The following is a 26,946-nucleotide window of genomic DNA, read 5'->3' as shown; positions in this document are numbered from 1 at the left end:
CCACGTCACATGTTCCCCGCTGGCGCGCCGTGGATCGGTCGGCGGAGCGCCCGTCCGGCCGACCGATCCACGGCCGGGACCGGCGTGTCGCCGTCCCCCGCGCGGAACGCGCCTCGGCCGCCGCCCGGACGGCGCTCGAATTGCGGCCCGGGCGCGGCTCGGACGGCGCTCGGACTGCGGCTCGGACTGCGGCCCGCACGCGGCTCGGACGGGGCTCAGGTCGGGGTGCACGCGGCGCGCATGGCGTCCCAGCGGGCGAGCTTCACGCGTTCGCCGCGCCCGAGCGAGCGGGCCAGCTCCTGCTCGGCCGCGTCGAGGTTCAGCCAGTCCCGGTAGGCGACCGTGGCGAGGCCGCGCTCGGCGAGCAGGTCCTCGACGCTGCGGACGGGCGCGGCGGGCCGCTCCTTCTCCAGGTCGGCGAGCAGGCGGGCGACGGTCTCGGCCGCGTCGGACTTGTTGGTGCCGACGACGCCGGTCGGGCCGCGCTTGACCCAGCCCGCGACGTACTCGCGGGGGACGGGCGCGCCGTCCGGGCCGACGACGCGCCCGCCGTCGTTGGGGACGATCGACGCCCGCTCGTCGAACGGCACGCCCGGCAGCGGGACGCTCTGGTACCCGACCGAGCGCAGCACGAGCCCGGCGGGCAGCGTCTCGAACTCCCCGGTGCCGACGACGCGTCCGGCGCCGTCGGGGCGGGTGCGCTCCAGCCGCAGCGCCTCGACGCGGCCGGTGCCGACGATCTCGACGGGCGCGCGCCAGAACCGCACGTCGATGCGGCGCGGCCGGTCCGCCGGCGGCTCGCCGGTCCACCCGGCGAGGACGGCGAGGTTGCCGCGCACCTTGCGGTCCCGCTCGGCGTGCGCCGCGTCGGCGGGGTCGAGCGCGAGGTCGGCGGGGTCGACGTGGATCCCGGCGCCGGGCAGTTCGCCCAGCTCGCGGGCCTCCTTGGTGGTGAACTTGGCCTGCGCGGGGCCGCGCCGCCCGATGAGGTGGACGCGCCGGACGCGGCTGGCGGCCAGGGCGTCGAGCACCTGCTGCGGGACGTCGGTGGAGCGCAGCTCGTCGGCGGACTTGGCGAGGATCCGCACGACGTCCACGGCGACGTTCCCGACGCCGATGACCGCGACGTCCTCGACGCCGAGGTCGAAGGCGTGGTCGGCGGCGTCGGGGTGGCCGCAGTACCAGTTGACGAAGTCGGTGGCGGCGACGCTGCCGGGCAGGTCCTCGCCGGGGACGCCGAGGCGCCGGTCCACCATCGCGCCGGTCGCGTAGACGACGGCGTCGTAGCAGCTCAGCAGGTCCTCACGGGTGATGTCGGTGCCGAGTTCGAGGCAGCCGAGGAACCGGACGGCGTTGTCCTCCAGGACGCGCTGGAGGTAGCGGGCGATCGACTTGATCGAGGTGTGGTCGGGGGCGACGCCGTACCGGACGAGGCCGTACGGCGTCGGGAGCCGGTCGATGACGTCGACGCGGACCGTCCCCCCGGACTGCTTGACGAGTGCTTCGGCGGAGTAGAGCCCAGCCGGGCCCGACCCGATGACTGCGACGCGCACAGGATCCACCATGCGGGCATTGTGCACAGGCGCAGAGCGTCACCGCACCCCGGGTCAACCGACCGGGTCGATGGGAGATGTGCCGCTCAGCGGGTCGGTGGGGGTGGCGGCGGGGGTGCGCGCAAGCCCCACACGGCTGTGCCGGTAGCCGTACGCGAGATACAGGACGGTCCCGAGGACCATCCAGGCCACGAACCGCAACCATGTCTCCAGGGGAAGGTTGAGCATCACGAAAAGACACCCGAGCATGGCGAGCGCGGGCACCACCGGGACGAACGGCGCGCGGAACGCCCGGTGCAGGTCGGGACGGGTGCGGCGCAGGATCACCACGCCCACCGACACCAGGCAGAACGCGAACAGCGTCCCGATGTTGACGAGTTCGGCGAGCTTGGCGAGCGGGATGAAGCCCGACAGCACCGCGACGATCGCGCCCATGAGGATCGTGGAGCGGTAGGGCGTGCCGAACCGGGGGTGGACGGTGGCGAGCCAGGCGGGCAGCAGCCCGTCCCGGCTCATCGCGAAGAACACCCGGCTCTGCCCGAGCAGCAGGATGAGCACGACGGTCGTGAGGCCCGCGACCGCGCCGATGCTGATGACCGTCGCGAACCCGGGGTGGCCGACGGCCCGGAACGCGTCCGCGAGCGGCGCGTCCGCGCTGAGCTGTTTGTAGTTCTGCATCCCGACCACGACGAGCGACACGACCGCGTACAGCACGGCCGTGACGACGAGCGAGCCGATCAGCCCGATCGGGACGTCGCGCTGGGGGTTGCGGGCCTCCTCGGCGGCGGTCGCGACGACGTCGAACCCGATGTAGGCGAAGAACACGACGGCGACGGCGGCGAAGATCCCGAGCCAGCCGAACGCGACCGGCGGGATCCCGAACAGGACCTGGATCAGCGGCGCCCCGCCGCCCGACACCGAACCGGTGGTCTTCTCCGGCGGGATGAACGGCGTGTAGTTGGCGCCCTTGACGAAGAACAGCCCGGCGATGATCACGAGGAAGACCACCGCGACCTTGATCCCGACGACGACGGCGTTGACCCGCGAGGACACCTTCGTGCCCGTGACCAGCAGGATCGTGACGGCGAAGACCAGCAGGATCGCCGGGACGTTGACGACGCCGCCGTGCTCGCCGGGCGGATGGCTGATCGCGGCGGGCAGCGGCGCCCCGATGGTGTCCAGCAGCGACGCGGCGTACCCGGACCAGCCGACGGCGACGACGGCCGCGCCGAGGGCCAGTTCGAGGATGAGGTCCCAGCCGATGATCCAGGCGGGGAACTCGCCGAGCGTGGCGTAGGAAAACGTGTAGGCCGATCCGGCGACCGGGACGGTCGAGGAGAACTCGGCGTAGCAGAGCGCGGCCAGGCCGCAGACGACGGCGGCGAGGATGAAGGAGATCGCGACGGCGGGCCCGGCCTTCTCCTTGGCGACCTGGCCGGTGAGGACGAAGATCCCGGTGCCGATGATGACGCCCACGCCGAAGACGGTCAGGTCGAGCGCCGACAGATCGCGGCGGAGCCGGTGCTCGGGCTCCTCGGTGTCGCGGATCGACTGTTCGACCGTCTTGGTGCGCAGGAGTTGCACCGCGCCCTCCTTCGTCCGGGGACCGCCGTCGCAGTCTTGATCACCCGAGGAAGGAGGGCCAAACGTCGACACGGCCGGAACGCGGCGATATGACGGGAAAGAGGCGTTCCGCTGATGGCGGAACGCCTCTTCCTCGCGCAATTCGGCGCCGATTAAATGGCACTTTGGCCGTTATCGCGAAACCGATGCGACGCCCGGCTCCAGGAACCGGCCGCCCGCCGCCTTCTCCGCGATCCCCGCACGGTCCAGGTACGGGGTGATGCCGCCGAGGTGGAACGGCCAGCCCGCGCCGAGGATCATGCACAGGTCGATGTCCTCGGGCGCCGCGACGACGCCCTCGTCCAGCATGATCCGGATCTCCTCGGCGAGCCCGTTCAGCGCCCGCTCCAGCACCTGCTCCTCGGTGGACGGGTTCGTCCCGCCGCCGAACAGCGCGACCGCCTCCGGGTCCAGCGTGAAGTCCGGCTGGTACACGCCGCGCTTGCCCGCCGCGACGAACTTGGCGAACTTCTCCGACAGCGGGAACCGCTCGGGGAACTTCCCGTGCAGCGTCTCGTTGACGTGCAGCGCGATCGCCGGGCCGACCAGCCCCATGAGGACGAACGGCGGCATCGGCAGCCCGAGCGGCGCGGCGGCGCGCTCGGCCACGTCGATCGGCGTGCCCTCGTCCACGGTCTGGATGATCTCGGCCATCAGGCGCAGCAGGATCCGGTTGACCACGAACGCCGGGGCGTCCTTGACCAGCACCGACGACTTCTTGAGCTGCTTTCCGACCGCGAACGCCGTCGCCAGCGCCGCGTCGTCGGTCCGCTCGCCCCGGACGATCTCCAGCAGCGGCAGCACCGCGACCGGGTTGAAGAAGTGGAAGCCGACGACCCGCTCGGGGTGCGCGAGCTTGGACGCCATCTCCGACACCGACAGCGACGAGGTGTTGGTCGCGAGGACGCACTCGGGGGAGACGTGCTCCTCGACCTCGGCGAACACCTTCTGCTTGACCGACATCTCCTCGAAGACCGCCTCGATGACGAAGTCGGCGTCGGCGAACGCGTCCTTCGTCAGCGACCCGGTGATGAGGGCCTTCAGCCGGTTCGCCTTGTCGGCCGACACGCGGCCCTTGGCGAGCAGCTTGTCGACCTCGCCGTGCGCGTAGCCGACGCCCTTGTCCAGCCGCTCCTGGTCCAGGTCGGTCAGGACGACCGGGACCTCAAGCCGCCGCGCGAACAGCAGCGCGAGCTGGGACGCCATCAGGCCCGCGCCGACGACGCCGACCTTGGTGACCTTGCGGGCCAGCTCCTTGGCGGGCGCGCCCGCCGGCTTCTTGGCGCGCTTCTGCGTCAGGTCGAACGCGTACAGCCCGGCGCGCAGCTCGTCGCTCAGGATGAGGTCGGCCAGGGCCTCGTCCTCGGCGGCGAAGCCCTCGTCGCGGCTGCGGTCCTTGGCCGCCGCGATCAGCTCGATCGCCCGGACGTAGGACGGCGCGGCGCCGTGCAGCTTGCCGTCCAGGTTCCAGCGGGCGAGCGCGACGGCGTCGTCCCACGCCTTGCCCTTGTCGACCTCGGGGCGCGTGACCTCGATCTCGCCCTTCAGGACGCGGGCGGTCCAGGTCAGCGACTCCTCCAGGAAGTCGGCCGACTCGAAGATCGCGTCCGCGATGCCCAGCTCGTACGCCTGCTTGCCGCGGAGCATGCGGTTCTGCGCGAGCGGGTTGTCGATGACGACCTTGATCGCCTTCTCGGCGCCGACGAGGTTCGGCAGCAGGTACGTCCCGCCCCAGCCCGGGACGAGCCCGAGGAACGCCTCGGGCAGCGCGAACGCCGGGACGCCCGCCGAGATCGTCCGGTAGGTGCAGTGCAGGCCGATCTCGACGCCGCCGCCCATCGCCGCGCCGTTGTAGTACGCGAACGACGGGACGCTCAGCTCGCCCAGCCGCCGGAACACGTCGTGCCCGAGCCGGGCGACGAGACGGGCCTCGTCCTTGTCGCGCACGGACGGGACCCCGTTGAGGTCGGCGCCGACGGCGAAGATGAACGGCTTGCCCGTGACGCCGACCGCCACGAGGTCGTCGCGGGCCTCGATCTGGTCGAGGGCGTCGTTCAGCGCGAGCAGGCCGCGCGGACCGAACGTGCTCGGCTTGGTGTGGTCGAAGCCGTTGTCCAGCGTGATCAGCGCGAGGGTCCCCGCGCCGAACGGCAGTTCGACGTCGCGCACGCGGGCGTGCGTAACGACTTCGTCCGCGTTGCGATCCTCGCTCGCCAGCAGCGAGCGCCACGTCTCGACGGTACTCACTTCGCGCCCTCCCAGTTCACGTTCTCCCAGAGGACGGTCCCGCCCATGCCCATGCCGACGCACATGGTGGTGAGGCCGTACCGGACGTCGGTGCGCTCCTCGAACAGCCGCGCGAGCTGGTTCATCAGCCGGACGCCGGACGAGGCCAGCGGGTGGCCGAGCGCGATCGCGCCGCCCCACGGGTTCACCCGCGCGTCGTCGTCGGCGATCTTGAAGTGCTCCAGGAACGCGAGCACCTGGACGGCGAACGCCTCGTTGATCTCGATGAGGCCGATGTCGTCCATCGTCAGTGAGTTGCGGGCGAGCAGCTTCTCGGTCGCCGGGACCGGCCCGACGCCCATGACCTCGGGCTCGACGCCCGCGAAGGAGAAGTCGACCAGCCGCATCTTCGGCGCGAGGCCGAGTTCGCGGGCGACGTCCTCGGCGGCGAGCAGGCACGCGGTCGCGCCGTCGTTCAGGCCCGCCGCGTTGCCGGCGGTGACGTTGCCGTGCGGCCGGAACGGCGTCTTGAGCTTGGCCAGGTCCTCCAGCGTGGTGCCCGGACGCGGCGGCTCGTCGGCGGTCGCGAGGCCGTAGCCCTTCTCCACCGAGCGGATCGCGGTCGGCACCAGGTCCGGCTGGATCTTCCCGGCGGCGTAGGCGGCGGCGACCTTCTGCTGGCTGCGGACGGCGTAGGCGTCCGCGCGCTCCTTGGTGATGCCGGGGAACCGGTCGTGCAGGTTCTCGGCGGTGGAGCCCATGACCAGCGCGGACGGGTCCACGAGCCGGTCGGCGAGGAAGCGCGGGTTCGGGTCGACGCCCTCGCCCATCGGGTGCCGTCCCATGTGCTCGACGCCGCCGGCGATCACGACGTCGTAGGAGCCGAAGGAGATCCCGGCCCCGGTCGTCGTGACGGCCGTCATCGCGCCCGCGCACATGCGGTCGATGGCGTAGCCGGGCACGCTCTTGGGCAGCCCGGCGAGGACGGCGGCGGACCGTCCGATGGTCAGGCCCTGGTCGCCGGTCTGGGTGGTCGCGGCGATGGCGACCTCGTCCACCCGCTCCGGCGGGAGGGACGGGTTGCGGCGCATCAGCTCGCGGATGGCGCGCACGACCAGGTCGTCGGCGCGGGTCTCGGCGTACAGGCCCTTCGGGCCCGCCTTGCCGAACGGCGTGCGTACGCCGTCGACGAACACGACGTCACGTGCGGTGCGAGGCACGGGTCGTCCCTCCCTCGGGAATGGGGTCGATCTGTGGATGATCGAGTGGTTGAGCCTCGTGCCGTCCGGAGCGGACGGCACGAGTACCCACACCGAAGATGCTACTCGCTGGTAACCGTTGATGCTACCCGTCAGTAACCACTGGCCGTGTCACGTCCGGTTTTGGACTCTTGTCCAGTGGACGCTGGCTGGGTAACGTGTCGGCACAATCGCCGAGGAGGTCGCGGTGGCGCACGCCAGGCCCGTTTATCATCCGGGGCCTCGCCGCCGGGTGTGGCTCCTGCGCGACGTGCTGGCCCTCCTGCTCCGGACGGGCGTCGCCTTCTCCGGCAACCCGCTCGGCGGCTTCCGCCAGATCCGCGAACTGCGCCGCTGGGGCACGACGCTCGCGGGCATCGTCGTCTCGGCCGCCGCCCGCAACCCCGGACGCACCGCGATCATCGACGACTCCGGCACGCTCACCTTCGCCGAGCTGGACGACCGCACCACCCGCCTCGCCGCCGGGCTGCCGCTCACCGGGCCGCGTCCGCGCGTCGGGATCCTGTGCCGCAACCACCGGGGGATCGTGGAGGCGCTCGTCGCGTGCGGCAAGCGCGGCGTCGAGGTCGTCCTGCTCAACACCGGCTTCGGCGCCGGGCAGGTCCGCAACGTGCTCACCGAGATGCGGATGGACCTCATCGTCGCCGACGCCGAGTTCGCGTACCTGCTGCGCGCCGTCCCGCACTCTCTGCGCCGGACGATCGTCTGGACGGACCGCTCGCCCGTCCCCGGCGCCGGGCCGACGATCAACGACATCGTCAACGCCACGCCGGTCAGCCGGATCGCCGTTCCGGACACGCAACCCCGGACGATCATGCTCAGCTCCGGCACGACCGGACGGCCCAAGGGCGCCCGCCGTCCGCCCCGGCCGGGGCTGTGGCCGCTCGCGTCGATGACGTCCCGGATCCCGCTCCGCGCCCGGTACACCATGATCATCGAGGCGCCGCTGTTCCACACGTGGGGATATGCAGCGCTCCAGATGGCGTGGGCGCTGCGGGCGCCGGTCGTGCTGCACCGCCGGTTCGACCCGTCGCGGACGCTCGCGTCCATCACCGCGTACGGCAGCACCGTGCTGTTCGCCGTGCCGGTGATGCTCCAGCGCATCCTGGACCTGCCGCCGGACGTCCGGGACGTCTACGACGCGTCCGGGCTGAAGATCGTCGCGCTGAGCGGCTCGGCGCTGCCCGGCGACCTCGCGACCCGCTTCATGGACGCCTTCGGGGACTGCCTCTACAACGTCTACGGCTCCACCGAGGCGTCCTGGGTGTCCATCGCGACCCCGCGCGACCTGCGCATCGACCCCCGGACGGCGGGCCGCGCGCCGCGCAACACCTCGATCGCCGTGCTCAACGACGCGGGCAAGCCCGTCGGGCGCTCCACGATCGGAGAGATCCACGCGGCCAACGAACTGGTCTTCGAGGGCTACACCAGCGGCGACCCGGTGACCGTCCGGGACGGGCTGCTCGCCACCGGCGACCTCGGGCACATCGACCACCACGGCCTGCTGTTCGTGGACGGCCGCAAGGACGGCATGGTCGTCACCGGCGGCGAGAACGTCGTGCCGGGCGAGGTCGAGGACGCGCTGCTGGAGCTGCCGCAGATCCACGAGGTCGCCGTGCTCGGCGTGCCCGACGACACCTGGGGGCAGCGGCTGGCCGCCTACGTCGTGCTGCGGCCCGGCGCGGAACTGGACGCCGAGGCCGTCCGGCAGCACGTCCGCGACCGCGTCGCCCGGTACGCGGCGCCGCGCGACGTCCACTTCATCAACGAGCTGCCGCGCAACGCCGTCGGCAAGGTCGTCCACCGGTGGCTCGTCGCGAGCCCCCGGCAGTCGCAGCAGCCCGAGGGCAAGGTGAGCTGGCCGGTGATCCGCCAGCCGACCGAGACGCCGTCAGGCTGACGAGGGGGGCGCGTGCAGCCGCAGCGTGACGATCAGGCCGCCGCCGTCGCGGGGGACGGCCTCGACCGTCCCGCCGTGCACCCGCACGACCGCCGCGACGATCGAGAGGCCGAGGCCCGCGCCCTCCGCCGAGCCCGTCCGGTCGTTGCGCAGCCGCCGGAACGGCTCGAAGATCCGCCCGATCTCGTACGGCGGCACCGGACGGCCCGTGTTGGACACCCGCAGGAACGCGTCGCCGTCCGCGCGGCCGGTGACGATCTCGACGCGCCCGTCCGCGATGTTGTACTTGACGGCGTTCTCCAGCAGGTTCACCGCGCAGCGCTCCAGCAGCACCGGGTCGCCGAACGTCGCGGCGTCGTCCAGGTCGGTGGTGATCTTCAGGCCGGGCGGGACCTCGACCTGGTCGACGGCGGTGCGGGCGACGTCCGGCAGCGAGACCGGCGCCGCCGTGGCCAGCTCCCGCTCGGACTTCGCCAGCAGCAGCAATCCCTCGATGAGGCGTTCGTGCCGGGCCGTGTTCCCGAGCAGCACCTCGGCGAGGGCCTTGGTCTCGGGCGGGTTGCGGCGGCCGGCGAGCGCGACCTCCAGGACCGTCCGGTTGATCGTCAGCGGGGTGCGCAGCTCGTGCGAGGCGTTCGCGACGAACCTGCGTTGCGCGTCGAACGCCCGGTGCAGGCGGTCCAGCATGCGGTCGAAGGTGTCGGCGAGGTCCTTGATCTCGTCCTGCGGGCCCTTGAGCGCGATCCGCTCGTGGAGGGTGCTCTCGGACAGGCGGCGCGCGGTCTCGGTCACCGTGTGCAGCGGACGCAGCATCCGGCCCGCCATCACGTAGCCGATGAGCACCGCGAGCAGTCCGAGGGCGATGAGGAGCAGCACCGAGCTGCGCAGCAGGTTGTCCAGGACGGCCTGCTTGCGCGCGGCGAGCTCGGAGTCGACCTCGCGCTGCGCCGTGGCCATCATGTTGACCCCGTTCAGCGGGTCGGCCACGGTCGATCCGTCGCCCCGGTAGGTCACCTGGACGAGGGGCTTGCCGAGCGAGCTGTCGATCGCCCGGACGGTCAGCAGGTACGTCACGCCGACGAGCAGCCCCGCGGAGATCAGGAACAATGTTCCGTATACGACCGACAGCCGCGTCCGGACGCTCATCCTCGGCATCACAGGCGGTACCCCGCACCCGTGACCGTCTCGATGACGGCGGGCTCGCCGAGCTTGCGGCGCAGCGTCGCCATCGTGACGCGGACGACGTTGCTGAACGGGTCCAGATGCTCGTCCCACGCCCGCGCGAGCAGCAGCTCCGCGCTCACCACCCCGCCCTGCGCGCGCAGCAGCTCCTCCAGCACCGAGAACTCCTTGCGGGTCAGGCGGATCAGGCGGCCGTCACGGTGGACCGTACGCCGGTGCGGGTCCAGCCGCACCCCGGATCGCTCCAGCACGGGCGGGACGGGCGGCGACGAACGGCGGCCGAGCGCCCGGATCCGCGCCACCAGCTCGCCGAACACGAACGGCTTCGGCAGATAGTCGTCGGCGCCGAGGGACAGGCCGTCCACCCGCTCGGTGACGTCCGCCGCCGCCGTCAGCATGAGGATCCTGGCCGGGTGCCGCCGGTCGGCCAGGTCCCGGCAGACGTCGTCGCCGTGGACGGTCGGCAGGTCCCGGTCCAGGACGATCACGTCGTAGTCGGTGTGGGACGTGCGCTCCAGCGCCTCGTCCCCGTCGTACACCACGTCCACCGCGAGGGCCTCCTCCCGGAGGCCCTCCGCGATCGCGTCCGCGAGCACCCGCTCGTCCTCGACGATCAGCACGCGCATGCCAGTCCCCTCCCTGAACGGGACGAGCATGGCGCGCCGGGCGTTAAGCGAGGGTAAGGCTCAGAACCCTCCGAAGCGGCACCGGTAGCTGACCGACCCCGCGCCGCTCGGCGAGAAGGACACCGTGCCGCGCCCGCTGCCGCCGAACGCGCAACTGACCGGCGCGAAGATCCGGACCGTCACGCCCGCCGACTGGCCCGACCGCAGCGTGCCGCCGCCGGACGCCGTCATGCGGCCCGAGACGCCCCGCACGGACCAGCGGACCGTCCCGCCGCGCGCGGTGACGACGATCCGGCACGTCGCGCCGAGCGACGTCGCGTGGACGCCCTGGCAGCCGGCCGAGTTGACCGACAGGCGTCCGTGCCCGCCGCCGCCCGACCGCTTCTTCTTGGGCGAACTCTTCTTCTTCGGCGCCGGCTTCTTCTTCTTGCCCGTGGGCTTCTTCTCCGCCTTCTTCGGCGACGGTGCCGGGGACGGCGTGAGCGTCGGGACGTCCGGGCTCTGCGTCGCCACCGGGCTCGCCGCCCCCTCCCGGGGCTTGCCGCCGTCGCCGGGCAGCAGCACGACGAGCCCGAGGATGATCACCAGGAGCACGGCCCCGGCGACCAGCAGCAGCCGCGCCTGCCCGACGCCGAGCGCGGCGGGCCGCCGCCGCTTCTTCTCCTCGTCCCCCGGCGGAACCGGAAGCACGGTGGTGGAGCCGTCCGGCCCGTCGTCGCCCGCGCCACCGGCCGGCGGCCTCGGCGCGAAGATCGGCGTCCCGCCCGCCGGGGACTCACTGGGCTTCGCCTCTGGCGCGCCCGCCCCCGCCACAGGCAGATCGACGACCGTGATGGGCGCGGTGTCCGCATTCCGCTCATCCGCCACAGGCGCGTCCACGCCCGCCCCGGACGCAGCACCAGCAGCCACGCCACCCGCAGCCGTCTCACTAACAGCCGTCTCACTAACAGCCGTCTCGCCCGCAGCCGTCTCGCCCGCAGGCGTCTCGCCCGCAGGCGTCTCACCAGCAGGCGTTTCGTCCGCAGGCGCAGAAGCGTCGCCCGTAGGCGTGGTGTCCGCAGGCGCGGGTGCGTCGCTCGCGGGCGTCGCGTCCGCAGGCGCGGAAGCCTCAGCGGCAGGCGTCTCACTCGCAGCGGTGGGGGCGTCAGCCGGAGCCGTCTCGTCCGTGGGCACGGGAGCCGCACCGGCAGGCGTTTCGCCCGAGGGTGCGGACGTGTCGTCGGCGGCAGGCGTTTCGTCCGCAGGTGCGGGAGCGTCGCCATCGGGCGCGTCCGCGCCCGGAGCGCCGACCTCGGAGCCTTCGGCCGGGGCGTCCGCGACGGCGCCCGTGTCCGCAGTGGTTGCGGCACTCGCGGGGGAGTCCTCGTCCGCCGGCGCGGGGGTCTCGCTCTTGGACGCATCCGCGTCCGAAGCTTCGGCGCCTTCGGCCGCCAAGGCGCCCGCAGCGACGCCCGCCCCGAACGCGACGCCCGCGCCCGCCGCAACGGCGGCGCCGGTCTTCGCGGAGGAGTCCTCGTCTTCCGGCGCGGGAGTTTCGCCCTTGGGCGCGTCCGCGACCGGGGCCTCGGGTGAGGCCTCATCGGTCGGCGCGGGGGTCTCGCTCTCGGGCGCGTCCGCGACCGGCGTTTCGGACTCCAGGGGGCCCGCAGCGGCGGTCGCTGCGGACGGGTCCTCTTCCGTAGGCGCATCCGCGTCGGGGGCCTTGGCCACAGGCACGTCGAACACGGTGGCGGCAGCCGCCGGGGTGCTCTCGGCGTCGGGCGGCGCGGGCGATTCCGCCGGGACGTCCGGTGTCTCGGCGGCGGGCGTGTCCACGACGGGGATGTCGGTCGCGGTGTCGGCCGTCGGCGGTGTCTCGACCGCCTCTTCGGCGACCGGCTCGGCGGGCTCGGTCGGTCGCGGGAGGTCGAAGGCCGTGACGGCGGGCGGCGCGGCCGGGGGTTCCGGGACGGGCGGCGCGGTGGGCGGGGACGCGTCGAAGAGAAGCGCCTCTTCGGCCTCCACGTCGGCGTCGGTGTAGGGGAGGGCCGTCGGGACGGGGGCCGCGTGGAACGGCGGGTCGTCCCGGCGGTCGGCGGGCTGTGCGGGCTCGTCGTCCCACAGGGAGGCGCCCGCGCTGGGGGTCTCGGGGTCGCTGACCTCGGGGACGGCGCTGAACAGCGGCACCTCCGCGGACGCGGACGCGCCGAACGTGCTCGCCGGGCGGCGCGGCGTGTCCTGCGGCGGCGCCGGACGACGCGCGGCGGGCGGCGTGTCCTGCGGCGCGGGGCGCGACTCGGGGCCGGGCTGGACGACCGGGATCGGACGGAACGCCAGCGGCGACCGCAGCGGCGGCGGGGGAGCGGACGGGTCCGGCGCCGGGTCGCGGTCCGCCGGGGTCTGCTCGGCGGCCGGGGGCGCGGCGGGCGGCGCGGGCGGCGGCGGAGGCGTGGCCTTCTTCGGCAGCAGCGCGCGCATCGCCCGCATCCGCAGCCGCTTCTGCCGCTCCTGCGGCTCGTCGAACGCCTCCTCCGGCGCCGACGGCGCGGCGGGCGCGGCAGGGGCGGCGGGCGTGGGCGTCTCGGCCGCGGGCGACGGAGCGGGCGGGTCGGCGGGCGCGGACGGCTCCGGCGTGTCCGCGGCGTCCGCCACGGCCTTGCGGCACTCGGCCCGCACCAGGTCGGTCAGCCAGTGCTGGAACTGCTCGGGCGGCGGGATGCGGTCGGGCTGCGAGCGCGCGGTGAGCAGGGCGGCCCGCACCGCCTCGACGGCCTGGTCGCGGTCCCCGATGATCTCCTGGGCGTAGGCGAAGAGCCAAGGGCCGTAAACGTTGTAGACGTGGCCGACCGCCCCTGGACGCCGTGCGCGGAGGGCTTCGGTCAGCCGGACGTCGTCGTCGGACGGCGGCGCCCCAGTTTGGCTGGACACCGAACGGATTATTGCGGCATGTACGGACGTCTGTATTGAGATTGGTTCATGTCTTCTGGCACCCGATTTGTCACCTGGGCAACAGGTTCCGGCGGAGAACGCCGGAACGACGCGCGGGAAGTCCGTCCGCGAGTGCTGTGAAACTTCCGCGCGGCAACGCCCGGACGCCCCATGAACGACCGGCAACGGTTATGAGAACGGAACACGGCGCGGACGTCCCAGATCGGCCGGACAGGTACGCCGCACGGACACTGGTCACGTCCGGCGGGTCCGGTGCATGATGGGGCTGGCCGATGCCGTCCGATTTCGGGGGAGGTGCCCGTCCGCCATGCCCGTGTCACGCCCGGCGCGCGACCGCTGCCGCGAGTTCCTCGGAGTCGGGGACGGTATCCGCTATCTGTTCCCGGCCGCGGCGCGCGGCGGCGGCGCGGGCTTCTTCTTCGTGGTGACCGACGACCAGATCAGCGTCCTCACCACCGGCGGCCTCGGCCGGGAGAAGCCGAAGAGCGTCTGGGGCACCTATCCGCGCGAGTCGCGGATCGGCCCGGTGCGGCCCGGCGAGGGCGTGTTCGAGTTCGACGGCTCGTACTTCGAGATCGACGACCAGTACGTCCCGGTCGTCAACGCGGCCGACGCCGAGGCGTTCGAGCCCGACAGCCTGCCCCGCGACCCCCTGCCGGACCTGTAGGTCAGGACGACGCGGCGCTCTCGGTTCGCTGCGCGGCGGGCCGGGACCTGGGCGCGGGCGTCCCCGACCTCCACAGGAACACGGTCATCACCGGCACGAGGTAGGCGGCCCACATGGCGAGCTGCAGCCACGTGATCTGCGGCGTGACGTTGAGGACGCCCTGGAGCAGGTGCTGCACCCAGTCCCCGAACGTCCCGTAGTCGGCGAAGAACAGGCCGGGCCGCAGCGCGACCGACGTCAGGCCGGGCAGGACGTCCGCCTCCTGGAGGTCGTGGAACCCGTACCCGAAGACCCCGGCGGCGACGACGATCAGCGCCGCGCCCGTCCAGGTGAAGAACCGCGTCAGGTTGAGCTTGAGCCCGCCCCGGTACAGCAGGTAGCCGATGACGACGGCCGTCGCGAGCCCGAGCAGCGCCCCGGTGATCGGGACGGCGGACCCGTCGGCGGAGCTGTTGATGTTCGTCCAGAGGAACAGGGCCGTCTCCAGCCCCTCGCGGCCGACGGCGAGCAGCGCGACGACGGCGAGCGCGACCGGCCCGACGCTCAGCGCGTCCGACAGCCGGCCCTCCAGCTCGGCCTTCATGAACCGGGCGGTGCGCCGCATCCAGAAGACCATCCAGGTGACGAGCCCGACCGCGAGGATCGAGAGCGTCCCGCCGAAGAACTCCTGCGTCTTGAACTGCATCTCCGCCGACGCCGCCGACAGCGCGATCCCGAAGCCGACGCTGAGCGCGACGGCGACGCCGACCCCGGCCCACACCGGCCGCAGCGCGTCCCGGCGGCCGGTCCGCACGAGGTAGGCGATGAGGATCGTGACGACGAGCGCCGCCTCCAGGCCCTCGCGCAGGCCGATGAGATAGTTGCCGAGCATCGGCGCGGATCCTTCCCCGGACGACAGACTTAGGTAAACCAAACCTTATTACCGTCGGCCGGGGCAAGGCCAGTGGCAAACCGGACCTACGGGACGTTCGTCACAGCCTCACGAGGCGGGCGACGGCTTGGCCAGCGCGGCGGCCAGCGGCTCGGCGACCAGCCCGATCTGCCACGCCCGCACGCCGAGGCCGCGCAGCGCGTCCCCGACCGTCGCGGCCGACGGCTCGGCGGGCGGCGTCCAGGCCAGCCGCCGGATCGCCTCCGGCTGGACGAGGTTCTCCGCCGGCATCCCGTGCTCCTCCGCCAGGCCCGTCACGACCGCGCGCGCCGCGGTGAGCCGCGCCGCCGCGACCGGGTCGCGCTCGGCCCAGCGGTGCGCGGGCGGCGGGCCCTCCCCGGGGACGCTCGCCTCGGGCAGCGCCTGGTCGGGCAGCGCCCGCGCCCGGTGGACGGCGCGCAGCCACTGCGACTGGTGCCGCCGCGCGCCCCGGTTCCGCATGGACGCCAGCGCCTGCAGCTCCGCCGGGGTGCGCGGGGGGTTGGTCGCCAGCTCGATGATCGCGGCGTCCTGCAGCACCCGGCCGGGCGACAGGTCGCGCTCCTGGGCGATGCGGTCGCGCGTCTCCCACAGCTCGCGGACGATCGCGAGCGCCCGCCGGTTGCGGACGCGGTGGATCCCCGACGTCCGCCGCCACGGGTCGGCGCGCGGCGTCTTCGGCGGCGCGTCCAGGATCGCCTCGAACTCCTCGACGGCCCAGTCCAGCTTGCCGGCCGCCGCGAGCTGCTCGTGCAGCGCGTCGCGCAGCTCGACCAGCAGCTCCACGTCCAGCGCGGCGTACTTCAGCCAGTCCTCGGGGAGCGGGCGCGTCGACCAGTCGGCCGCCGAGTGCCCCTTCTCCAGCAGGAACCCGAGGACGTTCTCCACCATCGAGCCGAGCCCGACGCGCGGGTAGCCGAGCAGCCGCCCGGCCAGCTCGGTGTCGAACAGGCGGTGCGGGACGATCCCGACCTCGGCGAGGCACGGGAGGTCCTGGTTCGCGGCGTGCAGCACCATCTCGGTGCCCGCCAGCGCCGCGTCCAGGCCGGACAGGTCGGGCAGCGCGACGGGGTCGATCAGGGCCGTCCCTGCGCCCGCCCGGCGGAGCTGGATCAGGTACGCGCGCTGGCCGTAGCGGTAGCCCGAGGCCCGCTCGGCGTCGACCGCGACGGGACCGGTCCCGGCCGCGAACGCCGCGATGGCGCGCTCCAGCTCGGCGGGCGCGGTCAGCACCGGCGGGACGCCCTCGCGCGGCTCCAGCAGGGGGACGGCCTCGACGGCCGCGGCGACGGGCGTCGTCGCGGTGCTCTCGCCGGCCGCATCGGTCTCGGACGCTGTACTACCCACGTCTCCTACCGTACGTCGCTCAACGCCCGAAACCGCCCTCGCGGTCCGGCAGCGCGCTCACGCCCGCCGGGGGCAGCCCCGCCGTCGTGCACATGACCTCGCACCACGCGGCGACGTGCCCCGCGAGGTCGTCGCCGGTGGGCGACCACGAGGCGCGCAGCTCCAGCTCGGTCGTGGACGGCTCGCCGCTCTTGTCGCCGAAGCTCTCCGAGACGGCCCGGGTGATCGTCCCGGACTCGCCCGCGTACCCGGCGGGCTCCAGCGCCTCCAGCAGCCAGCTCCACGCGACCGGGCCGATCAGCTCGTCGGCGGCGATGTCGGGCTCCAGGTCGGCCTGGATGTAGGCGACGACGCGGAACCCGTTCGTCCAGCCCTCGCGGCCGGCCGGGTCGTACAGCAGGATCAGCCGCCCGGTGGCGGCCTCGGTGTCGTCGTCGCGCCACACGCTGCCCGACAGCGCCGCCGCGTACGGGGCGAGGCGCTGGGGCGCGGGCATCTCCTCCAGGTCCAGCTCGGGCCGCAGCGGCGGGCCGGACAGGACGGAGCGCAGCGTGTCGGCGGCGCGGCGGAACTCGTCGGGGACGGCCGCCTCGGCGGGGCGGCGGTCGGGCGGCGGGTTCATGGGCGGGTTCATGGGCGGGTTCATGGGCGGGGTCATGGCCGCACCGGGCGGCGGCACGGGCCGGACCGCCGGGGCCATCGGGGGAGTGAGTGGGGATGCAGGCACAACACGGGGTTTTCGTTTCAAGGACCGGGCCGTCAGGCCGCGGCCCGATCGGCGTGGCACGGCAGGGGGCGGGGGACGGGTGCGAGAGGGCGCCGGCCGGGCGCCGCGGGGCGTTCATCACCGCAGGTGAAGCGGAACACGGGGGCCTCCCTCGCTATGACACGCATCACGTTCGCACGCCGGGACGACAGAATGCGGGACTTCGCTCGGCGTGTCCGGAACTTCGTTCAGCGCCGGGGGTCGTACCCGATCACCCGGCCCCTCGTGGGACGATCGGTGGGTGGCAGACCACCGTGCCGATTCCACTCTCGCGCCCGCGCCGTCCGAGGCCCTGCGGCAGAGCCCCTTCCTGCGAGCCTGCCGACGTGAGGCCGTCGACCGCACCCCGGTGTGGTTCATGCGCCAGGCGGGCCGCGCGCTGCCCGAGTACCTGCGGGTGCGCGAGGGCGTGCCGATGCTGGAGGCGTGCCGCCGCCCGGAGATGGTGGTGGAGATCACGCTCCAGCCCGTCCGCCGCTACGGCGTGGACGCCGCGATCCTGTTCAGCGACATCATGGTGCCGCTGCTCGCGGTCGGGGTCGACCTGGACATCAAGCCGGGCGTCGGCCCGGTCATCGCCGACCCGATCCGGGACAAGGGCGGGCTGTCGGTGCTGCGTCCGCTGGAGCCCGGCGACGTCGGCTACGTGGCCGAGTCCGTGCGCGGGCTGGTCGGGGAGCTGGGCGCGACGCCGCTCATCGGGTTCGCGGGGGCGCCGTTCACGCTCGCGTCCTACCTGGTGGAGGGCGGGCCGTCCAAGAGCCACGACCGCACCAAGGCCCTCATGTACGGGGAGCCCGAGCTGTGGGCCGAGCTGATGGAACGGCTCACCGACATCACGATCACGTTCCTGCGGCTGCAGATCGAGGCCGGGGCGAGCGCCGTCCAGCTCTTCGACTCCTGGGCCGGGGCGGTCGCGCCGGTGGACTACCGGACGTCGATCCTGCCCTACTCGCGGCGGATCTTCGACGCGGTGGCGGAGTACGGCGTCCCGCGCATCCACTTCGGCGTCAACACCGGCGAGCTGCTGCCGATGATGGGCGAGGCGGGCGCGGACGTCGTCGGCGTGGACTGGCGCGTCCCGCTGGACGAGGCCGCCCGCCGCGTCGGCCCCGGCAAGGCGCTGCAGGGCAACCTGGACCCGGCGACGCTGTTCACGCCGTGGGAGATCGTCGAGCGCCGCGCCCGCCGCGTGCTGGCCAAGGGGCAGGCCGCCGAGGGGCACATCTTCAACCTCGGGCACGGCGTCCACCCGGGCACCGACCCCGACAAGCTGACGCGGCTCACCGAGTTCGTCCACGAGCTGTCGGCGCGCTGACGTCCGTCCGCCGCCGTGTGGGGTTATCCACAGGTGGCGACCCGGTGCGCGGAACGCGGCGGCGTCTGGAAGGCTGGAGGCATGACCAGCTCGCATGTCGCCGTCGTCGGGGGCGGGATCGCGGGCCTCGCCGCGGCCCGGTCGCTCGCCGCGCGGGGCGTGCGGGTGACCGTCCTGGAAGGCTCGCCGCGCGTCGGCGGAAAGCTCCGGATCAGCGAGGTCGCCGGGCTCCCCGTGGACGAGGGCGCCGAGTCGATGCTCGCCCGCAGGCCCGAGGGGGTGGCGCTGGCGGGCGCGCTCGGGGCGGACCTCGTCCATCCCGGGGCGGCCTCGTCGGCGATCCTCAGCCGGGGCGCGCTGCGTCCGCTGCCCGCCGGGCAGGTGATGGGCGTGCCCGCCGACCTCGGCGCGCTCGCGTCGTCGGGGGTGCTGTCGGCGGCCGGGCTCGCCCGCGTCCCGCTCGACCTCGCGCTGCCCGCCACCCGGCGCGGCCGGGACGTGTCGGTCGCGGGGTTCGTCGGGGCCCGGCTCGGCCGCGAGGTCGTGGACCGGCTGGTCGAACCGCTGCTCGGCGGCGTCTACGCGGGCCGGGCCGATCTGCTGTCGTTCGAGTCCGCGCTGCCCGCCGTCGCGTCCGCCGCCCGCGCCCACCGGTCGCTGATCACGGCGGTGCGGAGCGTGCGGGCCGCCGCGCCCGCGTCCCCAGGCCCGGTGTTCGCGACGCTGCCGGGCGGGATGGGCACGCTGCCGCCGCTGGTCGCGGCGGCCGTGGAGCGCTCCGGCGGCACGGTCAGGACCGGGGCGCCGGTGCGGGAGCTGCGCCGCCGCCCGGACGGGTGGCGGCTCGTCGTCGGGTCCGCGCGCGACCCCGAGGTGCTCACCGCCGACGCGGTCGTGCTCGCGCTGCCCGCCGCGCCCGCCGCGCGGCTGCTGGCCGACGACGTCCCGGGCGCCGCCCGCGCGCTGTCGGCGATCGAGTACGCGAGCATGGCGATCGTGACGCTCGTCTACCGGCCGACGGCGTTCCCGCAGGCGCCGTCCCGCAGCGGATACCTCGTGCCCGCCGTCGAGGGGCGGGAGGTCAAGGCCGTCACCTACAGCTCGGTGAAGTGGCCGCACCTGCGCGACCGCGCGCCCGGCCTGGTCGCGGTGCGGTGCTCGATCGGCCGGTTCGGCGACGAGCGGGCGCTGCAGCGCGGCGACGACGAGCTGAAGGCGGCGGCGCTGGCCGAACTCGCCCGGACGTCCGGGGTGACCGAGCTTCCGGTGGACGCCCGCGTCACGCGGTGGGGCGGCGGGCTCCCGCAGTACAACGTCGGGCACGGCGACCGGGTGGCGCGGATCCGCTCCGCCGTCGCGGCCCAGCCCGGCCTGGCCGTCGCGGGCGCCGCCTACGACGGGGTCGGCATCCCCGCCTGCGTCGCGTCCGCCGAGGCGGCGGCCGGGCGGATACTGGAATTCCTGGAACGTCGAGGAGACGAGCATGAGCGAGCAGCCGGCCAGGCCGAAGGCGCGGGACCTCAACCAGGTCATCCGCTACACGATGTGGTCGGTCTTCCGAGTGAGGACGCCCGGTGAGTTCGGCGAGCGGGACGCGGCCGAGGTCCAGGCCGTCCTGGACCAGGCCGCCGAGAAGGACGTGGTGACGCGCGGCGCCTACGACGTCTCGGGCCTGCGCGCCGACGCCGACTACCTGTTCTGGTGGCACGCGCCGACCGCCGAGGACCTCCAGGAGGTCTACACCCGGTTCCGGCGGACGTCCGTCGGCCGCGCCAGCGACCCGGTGTGGTCGCAGATGGCGCTGCACCGGCCCGCCGAGTTCAACAAGAGCCACATCCCGGCGTTCCTCGCCGAGGAGGAGGCCCGCGCGTACGTGTGCGTGTACCCGTTCGTGCGGTCCTACGACTGGTACCTGCTGCCGGACGAGGAGCGCCGCGCGATGCTCGCCGAGCACGGCAAGATGGCGCGCGGCTACCCCGACGTGCGGGCGAACACGGTGTCGTCCTTCGCGCTCGGCGACTACGAGTGGATGCTCGCCTTCGAGGCCGACGAACTGCACCGCATCGTGGACCTGATGCGCCACCTGCGCGGCTCCCGCGCCCGCCTGCACGTCCGCGAGGAGGTGCCCTTCTACACCGGCCGCCGCCGCGAGATCGGCGAACTCGTCGCGTCCCTCCCGTAACCCCGCGCACGCCGCGTGCTCGTCGTTGACCTGCGCTTCCGGGCGGGTGTCCGTCCGCGCGCGGCATCGCCCACCTGCGCCGCGCGACCCCGCCGGGGATCGCCCAGCCGCGCCGCGCGACCCCGCCGGGGGTCGCGCGGCGCGGGTGTCACTCGGCGGGCTCCAGGGTCATGGAGACCGAGTTGATGCAGTAGCGGTCGTCGGTCGGGGTCTCGTAGCCCTCGCCGTGGAAGACGTGGCCCAGGTGGGAGTCGCACCGGGCGCAGCGGACCTCGACGCGCGTCATGCCGAGCGAGTTGTCCTCCAGCAGGACGACCGCCTCGGACTTCGAGGGCTCGAAGAACGACGGCCATCCGCAGTGCGAGTCGAACTTGGCGTCCGAGCGGAACAGCTCGGCGCCGCACGCGCGGCAGCGGTAGACGCCGACGGTCTTGGTGTCGGTGTACTCGCCGGTGAACGGACGTTCGGTACCGGCCTCGCGCAGGACGTGGAACTCCTCCGGGCTGAGCTGCGCCCGCCACTCCGCGTCGGTCTTGCGGATCTTCTCCATGCGTCCGACGGTACCTCGCGGGCCGGGCGCGGCGGCGGCCGAGGGCGGTCCCGGGAAACGTCGGACCCGTGGGTTAACGTGCCCTTATGGCTTCGCCCTTCATCGAGATCCCGGTCGGGGAGCGGCTCGTCAAGGTGAGCAACCCCGACCGCGTCTACTTCCCGGAGCACGGCTTCACCAAGCGGATGGTGGTGGAGTACTACCTGGCGGTCGGCGACGGGATCCTGCGCGCCACCCGGAACCGCCCGACGACGCTGGAGCGGTGGCCGTCGGGGGTGTTCGAGGGCGCGCGGCTCGCGACGCGGGCCGACGGGCGCAATGCCGACGCGTTCTACCAGAAGCGCGTGCCGAAGGGCGCGCCGGACTGGGTGGCGACGGCGCGGATCGACTTCCCGTCCGGCCGGTCGGCCGACGAGGTGTGCCCGACGGAGACGGCCGTGATCGCGTGGGCGGCCAACCTCGGGACGCTGACGTTCCATCCGTGGCCGGTCCGCGCCGATGACGTCGACCGTCCCGACGAGCTGCGGATCGACCTGGACCCGCAGCCCGGCACCGGGTTCGCCGACGCGGTGCGGGTCGCGCTCGGCCCCGCCCGCGACCTGCTGGACGAGCTGGGCTACACCGGCTTCGTGAAGACGTCGGGCAAGAACGGCGTCCACATCTACGTCCGGATCGAGCCGCGCTGGACGTTCACCGAGGTCCGCCGCGCGGCGCTGGCGTTCGGCCGGGAGATCGAGCGCCGCGCGCCGCGCGAGATCACGACGAAGTGGTGGAAGGAGGAGCGCGGCGAGCAGATCTTCGTGGACTTCAACCAGAACGCGCGCGACCGGACGATCGCGTCGGCCTACAGCGTCCGTCCGGTGCCCGCCGCGACGGTGTCGGCGCCGGTGACCTGGGACGAGCTGCCCGACGTCGCCACCGAGGACTTCACGATCGCGACGATGCCCGCCCGGTTCGCCGAGCTGGGCGACGTCCACGCCGCCATCGACGACCGCGCCTTCTCCCTCGAACCGCTGCTGGAGATGGCCGACCGGGACGAGAACGACCACGGCCTCGGCGACATGCCCTACCCGCCGAACTACCCGAAGATGGAGGGCGAGCCGCGCCGCGTCCAGCCGAGCAAGGCCCGCCGCGACTAGTCACCAGGGGACGGGGCCGGCCTCGTTGAAGTAACCGCCGGTCGGGCCGTCGTCGTCCAGGGTGGCGAGCCGCAGGACGATCGTCGCGCCGTCGGCGGCGGTGCGGGAGAAGCCGGGGTGCGGCGCGGCGGCCGAGCCTCCCGCGAGGTGCTGCGTGACGCCGGCGGCGAAGTCGGTCGCGCACGGGCCGGGGTCGGCGGTGTTGACGAGCACGCCGTGGGGCCGCAGCTCCTTGGCGTACTGGACGGTCAGCGCGTTGAGCGCGGTCTTGGACGGTGCATAGCCGACGTTCGGCGCAAGGCGGGTGAGGTAGTCGGCGGGGTCGCTCATCCGGGTCAGGGAGCCGACGCCGCTGCCGACGTTGACGATCCGTCCGGCGGACGAGCGCCGGAGCAGCGGCAGCAGCGCCTCGGTCACGCGGACGACGCCGAACACGTTCGTCTCGAAGACGTCCCGCAGCGCCGCGACGTCCGCGTCGCCCGGCCGGGCGGGCGCGTGACCGCCGGAGATCCCGGCGTTGTTGACGAGCACGTCCAGCACGCCGTACCGGTCCGCGACCAGCCGCGCGGCGGCGGCGACGGACGCGTCGTCGGTGACGTCCAGCGTGATCGGCTCGACGCGCCCGCCCAGGTCGGCGGCGGCCTTCGCGCCGCGCTCGGGGTCCCGCGACGCCAGCAGGACGGTCATGCCCCCTGCGGCGAGCCCCGCCGCGACCTCGTACCCGATGCCCTTGTTCGCGCCGGTCACTAGCGCGATCCGATGTTCGGTCATGGCCCCAAGACCACCACGCGACGCTCCGGGCACCAACACCGATGCGACGCCGATTGATACCTTCAAAGTATGGTCGAGATGCGCGAGCTGCGGTACTTCGTCGCGGTCGCCGAGGAACTGCACTTCGGCCGGGCCGCCGAACGGCTCGGCATCGCCCAGCCGCCGCTGTCGCGGGCCGTCCAGAAGCTGGAACGGCAGGTGGGCGCCCCGCTGCTGGAACGGACGAGCCGCCGCGTCGCGCTCACCCGCGCCGGCGCGGTGTTCCTGCGCGAGAGCCGCGCCGTCCTGGACGCGGCGGACGCGGCCGTGCGGCGCGCCCGGCGGGCCGCAGCACCGGGGCTCGTCCTCGTCATGAAGCCCGGCGGGGACGGCGGCGGGCTGCTGCGCGACGTCCTGGACGCCTACCGCGCGCTGCCCGGCGCCGTCCCGGTGGACGTCCGGTTCAGCTTCGGCGAGCGGGCCGAGATGCTGCGCGACGGCCGCGCCGACGCCGCGCTCCTGCACCGTCCGCGCAACGACCTGACCGGCCTGGCCTGGGAGGACCTGCTGGTCGAGCGGCAGGTCGTGCTGCTGCCGCCCGGCCACCGGCTGGCGGGGCGCGCCGCCGTCCGGCTGGACGACCTGCGCGGCGAGCCGGTCCCGCGCTACCCCGGGTCGCCGCCCGGCGACGCGGCCGGTCCCGAGGTCACCGAGACCGGCCATCTGTCGCAGCTCGTCGCGCTCGGCCGCGCCGTGGCGGTCGTGCCGGAGTCGTTCCAGGACCAGCTCCGCCGGGACCTGACGGCCGTCCCGGTGACCGACGCGCCGCCGACGACGCTCGTCCTGGCCTGGGCCGAGGGCGCGCGGTCGCCGGAGCTGGCCGCGTTCGTCCGGTGCGCCGCCGGGGTCGCCGCCGCTAGCCGAGCAGGCGGTTCACCGCGTTCAGCACCGCTGTGAGCGGGGCGGGGGCGGCGCCCCACGCGGTGCGGCCGGCCACCCGGCACTCGGCGTAGGCGACGCCCGCGCGGACGGCGTGCTCGGTGACCTCGACGTCCGTCCCGGCGGCGCGCAGGGCGCGGACGAGCGCGGCGACCGGATCGTCCGCTGTGCCGGTGTGGGAGGCGTCCCCGATCCGGACGGTCACCGAGCCGTCCGCGGCGTCGACCACCGCGACGGGTCCGGCGACGTCCACGTACGCGGCGCGGAACAGGTCGCCGATCTCCTTCGCGGAGACCTCCGCGCCGCTGTCGTCGGCCGCCGCCTGGACGCGCCGCGAGACCTCGGCCCGCAGCCGGACCGGCAGGTCGAACCCGTGCTCGGTCTTCAACACGTACGCCACGCCGCCCTTGCCGGACTGGCTGTTCACGCGGATGACGGCCTCGTACGACCGTCCCACGTCGTGCGGGTCGATCGGCAGGTACGGGACGTTCCACGGCGCTTCGTCCGGGGCGACGCCGAGGGCGCGGGCCTGCTCGTCGTGGTGCGCGAGGCCCTTGTTGATGGCGTCCTGGTGCGTCCCGGAGAACGCCGTGTAGACCAGGTCGCCACCGTACGGGTGCCGTTCATGCACGCCGATCCGATTGCAGTGCTCGACCGTGGCGCGGATGACGTCGATGTCCGAGAAGTCGATCCGGGGATCGACGCCCTGCGCATGGAGGTTCAGCGCCAGCGCCACCAGGTCGACGTTGCCGGTGCGCTCGCCGTTACCGAACAGGCACCCTTCCACTCGCTGCGCCCCGGCGAGGACGGCCAGCTCCGCGCACGCCACGCCGGTGCCCCGGTCGTTGTGCGGATGCACCGACAGGATGACCGCGTCGCGACGGGCCAGATTGCGGTGCATGTACTCGATCTGGTCCGCGTACACGTTCGGGGACGCGATCTCCACCGTCGCGGGCAGGTTGTGGATGACGGGACGGTCCGGCGACGCGTCCCACAGCTCGGTCAGGCTGTCGCAGACCGCCAGGACGTAGTCGGGCTCGGTCTGGTTGAACACCTCGGGCGAGAACTCGAACCGGACGCCCGGCCGGTCCCCGGCGAGCCGCGCGACCAGCGCCGCCGCGTCCAGGACGAGCCGGTGCAGCTCGTCGCGCCCGCGCCGCAGGACGACGTCGCGCCAGGTCGGGGCCGTCGCGGTGTAGAGGTGGACGACCGCGCGCGGCAGTCCCTCGATCGAGGCGAACGTCCGCTCGATGAGGTCGTGTCGGGCGGGGGTGAAAACGACGATCGTGACGTCGTCCGGGATGGCGTCGCTCTCCACCAGGTGCCGTACGAACGCGAAGTCGTCGCGGCTGGCCGACGGATAACCGACCTCGATCTCCTTGAAGCCCATCGTGACGAGCAGGTCGAAGAAGCGGCGCTTGCGGTCCGGGTCCATCGGGTCGGCCAGCGCCTGGTTGCCGTCGCGCAGGTCCACCGGAACCCACAGCGGCGGCGTCTCCAGCCGCCGGGTCGGCCAGGCGCGCTCGAACTCGGGTACCGGGACGCGGTCGTACACCGACCGGTACCGATGGGACGGCATGGAACTCGCGCGCTGTGGATTCCAGAAGGGCGCGTCGTCGGCGACGGGCCCGGTCGGGGTGCGCAGACTGGGGAACATGGGTTCTTCCTCGTCGGTCGTGGCTCGGACGACCGGCAGCGCCGGACCCCGCGGCGGGGTGCCGGTCGGTTCAGGCCCCGCCGCGGCGACCGAGAAGAAGAACGCGCTGCGACATCGACGGTAGGATAGGCACAACTCAGCTCCTCAGACAACCTGAAGGGTCGCACGTGGCTCCGCTCCGTCCCAGCCCGCTGGTCGAACAGGCCATCGCCCACCTGCGCGAACAGATCGCGGCGGGCCGCTGGCCGGTCGGCGCGAAACTGCCCGGCGAGACGACGCTCGCCCGCGACCTCGGCGTCGGCCGGTCCACCGTCCGGGAGGCGATCCGCGCGCTCGCCGGGGCCGGGCTGGTGCGCGCGCGGCAGGGCGCCGGGGTGTTCGTGCTGGCCGCCGAGCCGGACGAGGACTGGCGCGACCGGCTGCGCCGCGCCTCGGTCGCCGAGGTCTACGAGATCCGGCTGATGATCGAGGTCGGGGCGGCGGAACGGGCCGCGCGGCGGCGCACGGACGCCGACCTCGCCGCGCTGGACCGGGCGCTCGCGGCCCGGACGGCGGCCGTCGCGGACGGCACCGACGAGGAGTTCGTCGACGCCGACATCGCGCTGCACGCCGCGGTCGTCGCGGCGGCGGGAAATCCGCTGCTCGCCGACCTGTTCGCCGGGTTCGTCCCGGTACTGCGGGACGGGCTGCTCGACCTCGTCCGGATGATCGACGCGCGCGCCGACGACGCCGTCCACGGGGCCGCCGCGCACGCGGACCTCGTCGCCGCGGTCCGCGCGGGCGACCCGGCCGCCGCGGGCGCCGTCCTGACGGCCGAACTCCGCCGCACGATGGCCGCGCTGGGCGCCTGAGACAGGAGTTATCCACAGTCTGGACACGGGGTTCGCGCTGGTGGCGGACGTCCGTAAAGTGAACGGCGTGGAGATTGCGCCCATGCTTCCCGAGCACGGCCCCGACGTGCTCGCGATCTACCAGCACGGCATCGACGGGGGGAACGCGACGTTCGAGGACGCCGCGCCGGACTGGGCCGAGTTCTCGGCCGGGAAACTGCCCGACCACCGGTTCGTCGCGCTCGACGGCGCCGAGGTGCTCGGCTGGGTCGCGCTCGCGCCCACGTCCGGGCGCCCGGTGTATTGGGGCGTCGTGGAGAACTCGGTGTACGTCCATCCGAAGGCGTGCGGGCGGGGCGTCGGCCGCGCGCTGCTGGAGGCGGTGATCGACTCCAGCGAGCGGGCCGGGATCTGGTCGATCCTCGCCGGGATCTTCCCGGAGAACGTCGCGAGCCTGCGGCTGCACGAACAACTCGGCTTCCGGCACGTCGGCGTGCGCGAGCGGATGGGGCGGCACGACTTCGGCGGTCGGTCCGTCTGGCGCGACGTCGTGTACCTGGAGCGCCGCAGCACGATCGCGGGCGTGGGCTGAGC

The 26,946-nt window shown here is 73.7% G+C and carries 22 protein-coding genes; 9 read left to right on the top strand and 13 right to left on the bottom strand.

Going from position 1 to position 26,946, the window contains the following annotated elements; all coding sequences use genetic code 11:
- Nucleotides 1-215: 215 nt before the first annotated feature.
- From GQ466_RS20305 to GQ466_RS20290, 4 genes are all read right to left on the bottom strand, one after another.
- Complete coding sequence (locus tag GQ466_RS20305) at nt 216-1,565, bottom strand: FAD-dependent oxidoreductase (protein ID WP_202420813.1); 1,350 nt, start codon at nt 1,563-1,565, stop codon at nt 216-218.
- A 42-nt stretch (nt 1,566-1,607) separates the two neighbouring features.
- The gene (locus GQ466_RS20300) at nt 1,608-3,137 is read right to left on the bottom strand and encodes an amino acid permease (RefSeq protein ID WP_161104571.1); all 1,530 of its coding nucleotides are present in this window, start codon (nt 3,135-3,137) and stop codon (nt 1,608-1,610) included.
- A 171-nt stretch (nt 3,138-3,308) separates the two neighbouring features.
- The gene (locus tag GQ466_RS20295; RefSeq protein WP_161104570.1) at nt 3,309-5,423 is read right to left on the bottom strand and encodes a 3-hydroxyacyl-CoA dehydrogenase NAD-binding domain-containing protein; all 2,115 of its coding nucleotides are present in this window, start codon (nt 5,421-5,423) and stop codon (nt 3,309-3,311) included.
- Nucleotides 5,420-6,622, bottom strand: coding sequence for an acetyl-CoA C-acyltransferase (locus GQ466_RS20290; protein WP_161104569.1), 1,203 nt, complete (start codon nt 6,620-6,622; stop codon nt 5,420-5,422). The genes GQ466_RS20295 and GQ466_RS20290 overlap by 4 nt, the downstream gene beginning before the upstream one ends.
- Before the next feature lie 226 nt (nt 6,623-6,848).
- Here GQ466_RS20290 and GQ466_RS20285 point away from each other — a divergent pair, with 226 nt between their 5' ends.
- Entirely contained in the window at nt 6,849-8,561 is a 1,713-nt protein-coding gene (locus GQ466_RS20285) for an AMP-binding protein (RefSeq protein ID WP_161104568.1), read from the top strand.
- On the opposite strand, the gene GQ466_RS20280 is transcribed toward GQ466_RS20285, so the two are convergent.
- From GQ466_RS20280 to GQ466_RS20270, 3 genes are read right to left on the bottom strand one after another with little or no spacing between them, the layout of a single operon-like run.
- Nucleotides 8,553-9,707 carry a sensor histidine kinase gene (locus GQ466_RS20280; protein WP_161104567.1) on the bottom strand — a complete coding sequence of 385 codons (1,155 nt, stop codon included), beginning with the start codon at nt 9,705-9,707 and terminating at the stop codon, nt 8,553-8,555. The genes GQ466_RS20285 and GQ466_RS20280 overlap by 9 nt on opposite strands.
- Before the next feature lie 8 nt (nt 9,708-9,715).
- Entirely contained in the window at nt 9,716-10,369 is a 654-nt protein-coding gene (locus GQ466_RS20275) for a response regulator transcription factor (protein WP_161104566.1), read from the bottom strand.
- Between the two features lie 60 nt (nt 10,370-10,429).
- Nucleotides 10,430-13,276 carry an RNA polymerase sigma factor gene (locus GQ466_RS20270; RefSeq protein ID WP_161104565.1) on the bottom strand — a complete coding sequence of 949 codons (2,847 nt, stop codon included), beginning with the start codon at nt 13,274-13,276 and terminating at the stop codon, nt 10,430-10,432.
- A 328-nt stretch (nt 13,277-13,604) separates the two neighbouring features.
- Here GQ466_RS20270 and GQ466_RS20265 point away from each other — a divergent pair, with 328 nt between their 5' ends.
- Nucleotides 13,605-13,964, top strand: a complete 360-nt coding sequence (locus tag GQ466_RS20265; protein WP_161104564.1) for a hypothetical protein — start codon at nt 13,605-13,607, stop codon at nt 13,962-13,964.
- Nucleotide 13,965: 1 nt separating this feature from the next.
- On the opposite strand, the gene efeU is transcribed toward GQ466_RS20265, so the two are convergent.
- The 3 genes from efeU to GQ466_RS20250 all read right to left on the bottom strand — a co-directional run bounded on the left by efeU (nt 13,966) and on the right by GQ466_RS20250 (nt 16,855).
- A complete protein-coding gene (efeU, locus tag GQ466_RS20260; RefSeq protein WP_161104563.1) occupies nt 13,966-14,835 on the bottom strand; it encodes an iron uptake transporter permease EfeU in 870 nt (289 codons plus the stop codon).
- A gap of 108 nt (nt 14,836-14,943) precedes the next feature.
- A complete protein-coding gene (locus GQ466_RS20255) occupies nt 14,944-16,221 on the bottom strand; it encodes a ribonuclease D (RefSeq protein ID WP_161104562.1) in 1,278 nt (425 codons plus the stop codon).
- A 19-nt stretch (nt 16,222-16,240) separates the two neighbouring features.
- Entirely contained in the window at nt 16,241-16,855 is a 615-nt protein-coding gene (locus GQ466_RS20250) for a DUF3000 domain-containing protein (protein WP_378186537.1), read from the bottom strand.
- A gap of 373 nt (nt 16,856-17,228) precedes the next feature.
- Between GQ466_RS20250 and hemE the strand changes: the two genes are divergently transcribed.
- From hemE to hemQ, 3 genes are all read left to right on the top strand, one after another.
- Complete coding sequence (gene hemE / locus GQ466_RS20245) at nt 17,229-18,305, top strand: uroporphyrinogen decarboxylase (protein ID WP_161104561.1); 1,077 nt, start codon at nt 17,229-17,231, stop codon at nt 18,303-18,305.
- A gap of 81 nt (nt 18,306-18,386) precedes the next feature.
- The gene (gene hemG, locus GQ466_RS20240) at nt 18,387-19,883 is read left to right on the top strand and encodes a protoporphyrinogen oxidase (RefSeq protein WP_161104560.1); all 1,497 of its coding nucleotides are present in this window, start codon (nt 18,387-18,389) and stop codon (nt 19,881-19,883) included.
- Nucleotides 19,789-20,487 (top strand): hydrogen peroxide-dependent heme synthase, encoded by a 699-nt coding sequence (gene hemQ / locus GQ466_RS20235; RefSeq protein WP_161104559.1) that lies wholly within the window; start codon nt 19,789-19,791, stop codon nt 20,485-20,487. Before hemG ends, hemQ begins: the two co-directional genes overlap by 95 nt.
- A gap of 148 nt (nt 20,488-20,635) precedes the next feature.
- On the opposite strand, the gene msrB is transcribed toward hemQ, so the two are convergent.
- The gene (msrB, locus tag GQ466_RS20230; RefSeq protein WP_161104558.1) at nt 20,636-21,037 is read right to left on the bottom strand and encodes a peptide-methionine (R)-S-oxide reductase MsrB; all 402 of its coding nucleotides are present in this window, start codon (nt 21,035-21,037) and stop codon (nt 20,636-20,638) included.
- 86 nt (nt 21,038-21,123) lie between these two features.
- On the opposite strand from msrB, the gene GQ466_RS20225 reads away from it, so the two are divergent.
- On the top strand, nt 21,124-22,176 hold the full coding sequence (locus tag GQ466_RS20225) for a DNA polymerase domain-containing protein (protein ID WP_161104557.1): 1,053 nt from the start codon (nt 21,124-21,126) through the stop codon (nt 22,174-22,176).
- Here the strand turns inward: GQ466_RS20225 and GQ466_RS20220 are convergent, their stop codons facing one another.
- Nucleotides 22,177-22,947, bottom strand: a complete 771-nt coding sequence (locus GQ466_RS20220; protein WP_161104556.1) for an SDR family NAD(P)-dependent oxidoreductase — start codon at nt 22,945-22,947, stop codon at nt 22,177-22,179. It abuts the gene before it with no gap.
- A 69-nt stretch (nt 22,948-23,016) separates the two neighbouring features.
- On the opposite strand from GQ466_RS20220, the gene GQ466_RS20215 reads away from it, so the two are divergent.
- A complete protein-coding gene (locus GQ466_RS20215; protein ID WP_161104555.1) occupies nt 23,017-23,883 on the top strand; it encodes a LysR family transcriptional regulator in 867 nt (288 codons plus the stop codon).
- Here GQ466_RS20215 and GQ466_RS20210 read toward each other — a convergent pair.
- Nucleotides 23,843-25,522 (bottom strand): 2-isopropylmalate synthase, encoded by a 1,680-nt coding sequence (locus tag GQ466_RS20210; RefSeq protein WP_161104554.1) that lies wholly within the window; start codon nt 25,520-25,522, stop codon nt 23,843-23,845. The genes GQ466_RS20215 and GQ466_RS20210 overlap by 41 nt on opposite strands.
- Before the next feature lie 167 nt (nt 25,523-25,689).
- On the opposite strand from GQ466_RS20210, the gene GQ466_RS20205 reads away from it, so the two are divergent.
- Both GQ466_RS20205 and GQ466_RS20200 read left to right on the top strand, forming a co-directional pair.
- On the top strand, nt 25,690-26,373 hold the full coding sequence (locus GQ466_RS20205) for an FCD domain-containing protein (protein WP_161104553.1): 684 nt from the start codon (nt 25,690-25,692) through the stop codon (nt 26,371-26,373).
- 67 nt (nt 26,374-26,440) lie between these two features.
- Nucleotides 26,441-26,944, top strand: coding sequence for a GNAT family N-acetyltransferase (locus tag GQ466_RS20200; protein ID WP_337193553.1), 504 nt, complete (start codon nt 26,441-26,443; stop codon nt 26,942-26,944).
- Nucleotides 26,945-26,946 lie beyond the last annotated feature (2 nt).

This window comes from Actinomadura rayongensis (assembly GCF_009831215.1).
Lineage (GTDB): Bacteria > Actinomycetota > Actinomycetes > Streptosporangiales > Streptosporangiaceae > Spirillospora > Spirillospora rayongensis.
The sequence above is the reverse complement of the archived record's forward strand: the minus strand, read 5'-3'. Positions and strand labels throughout refer to the sequence as shown.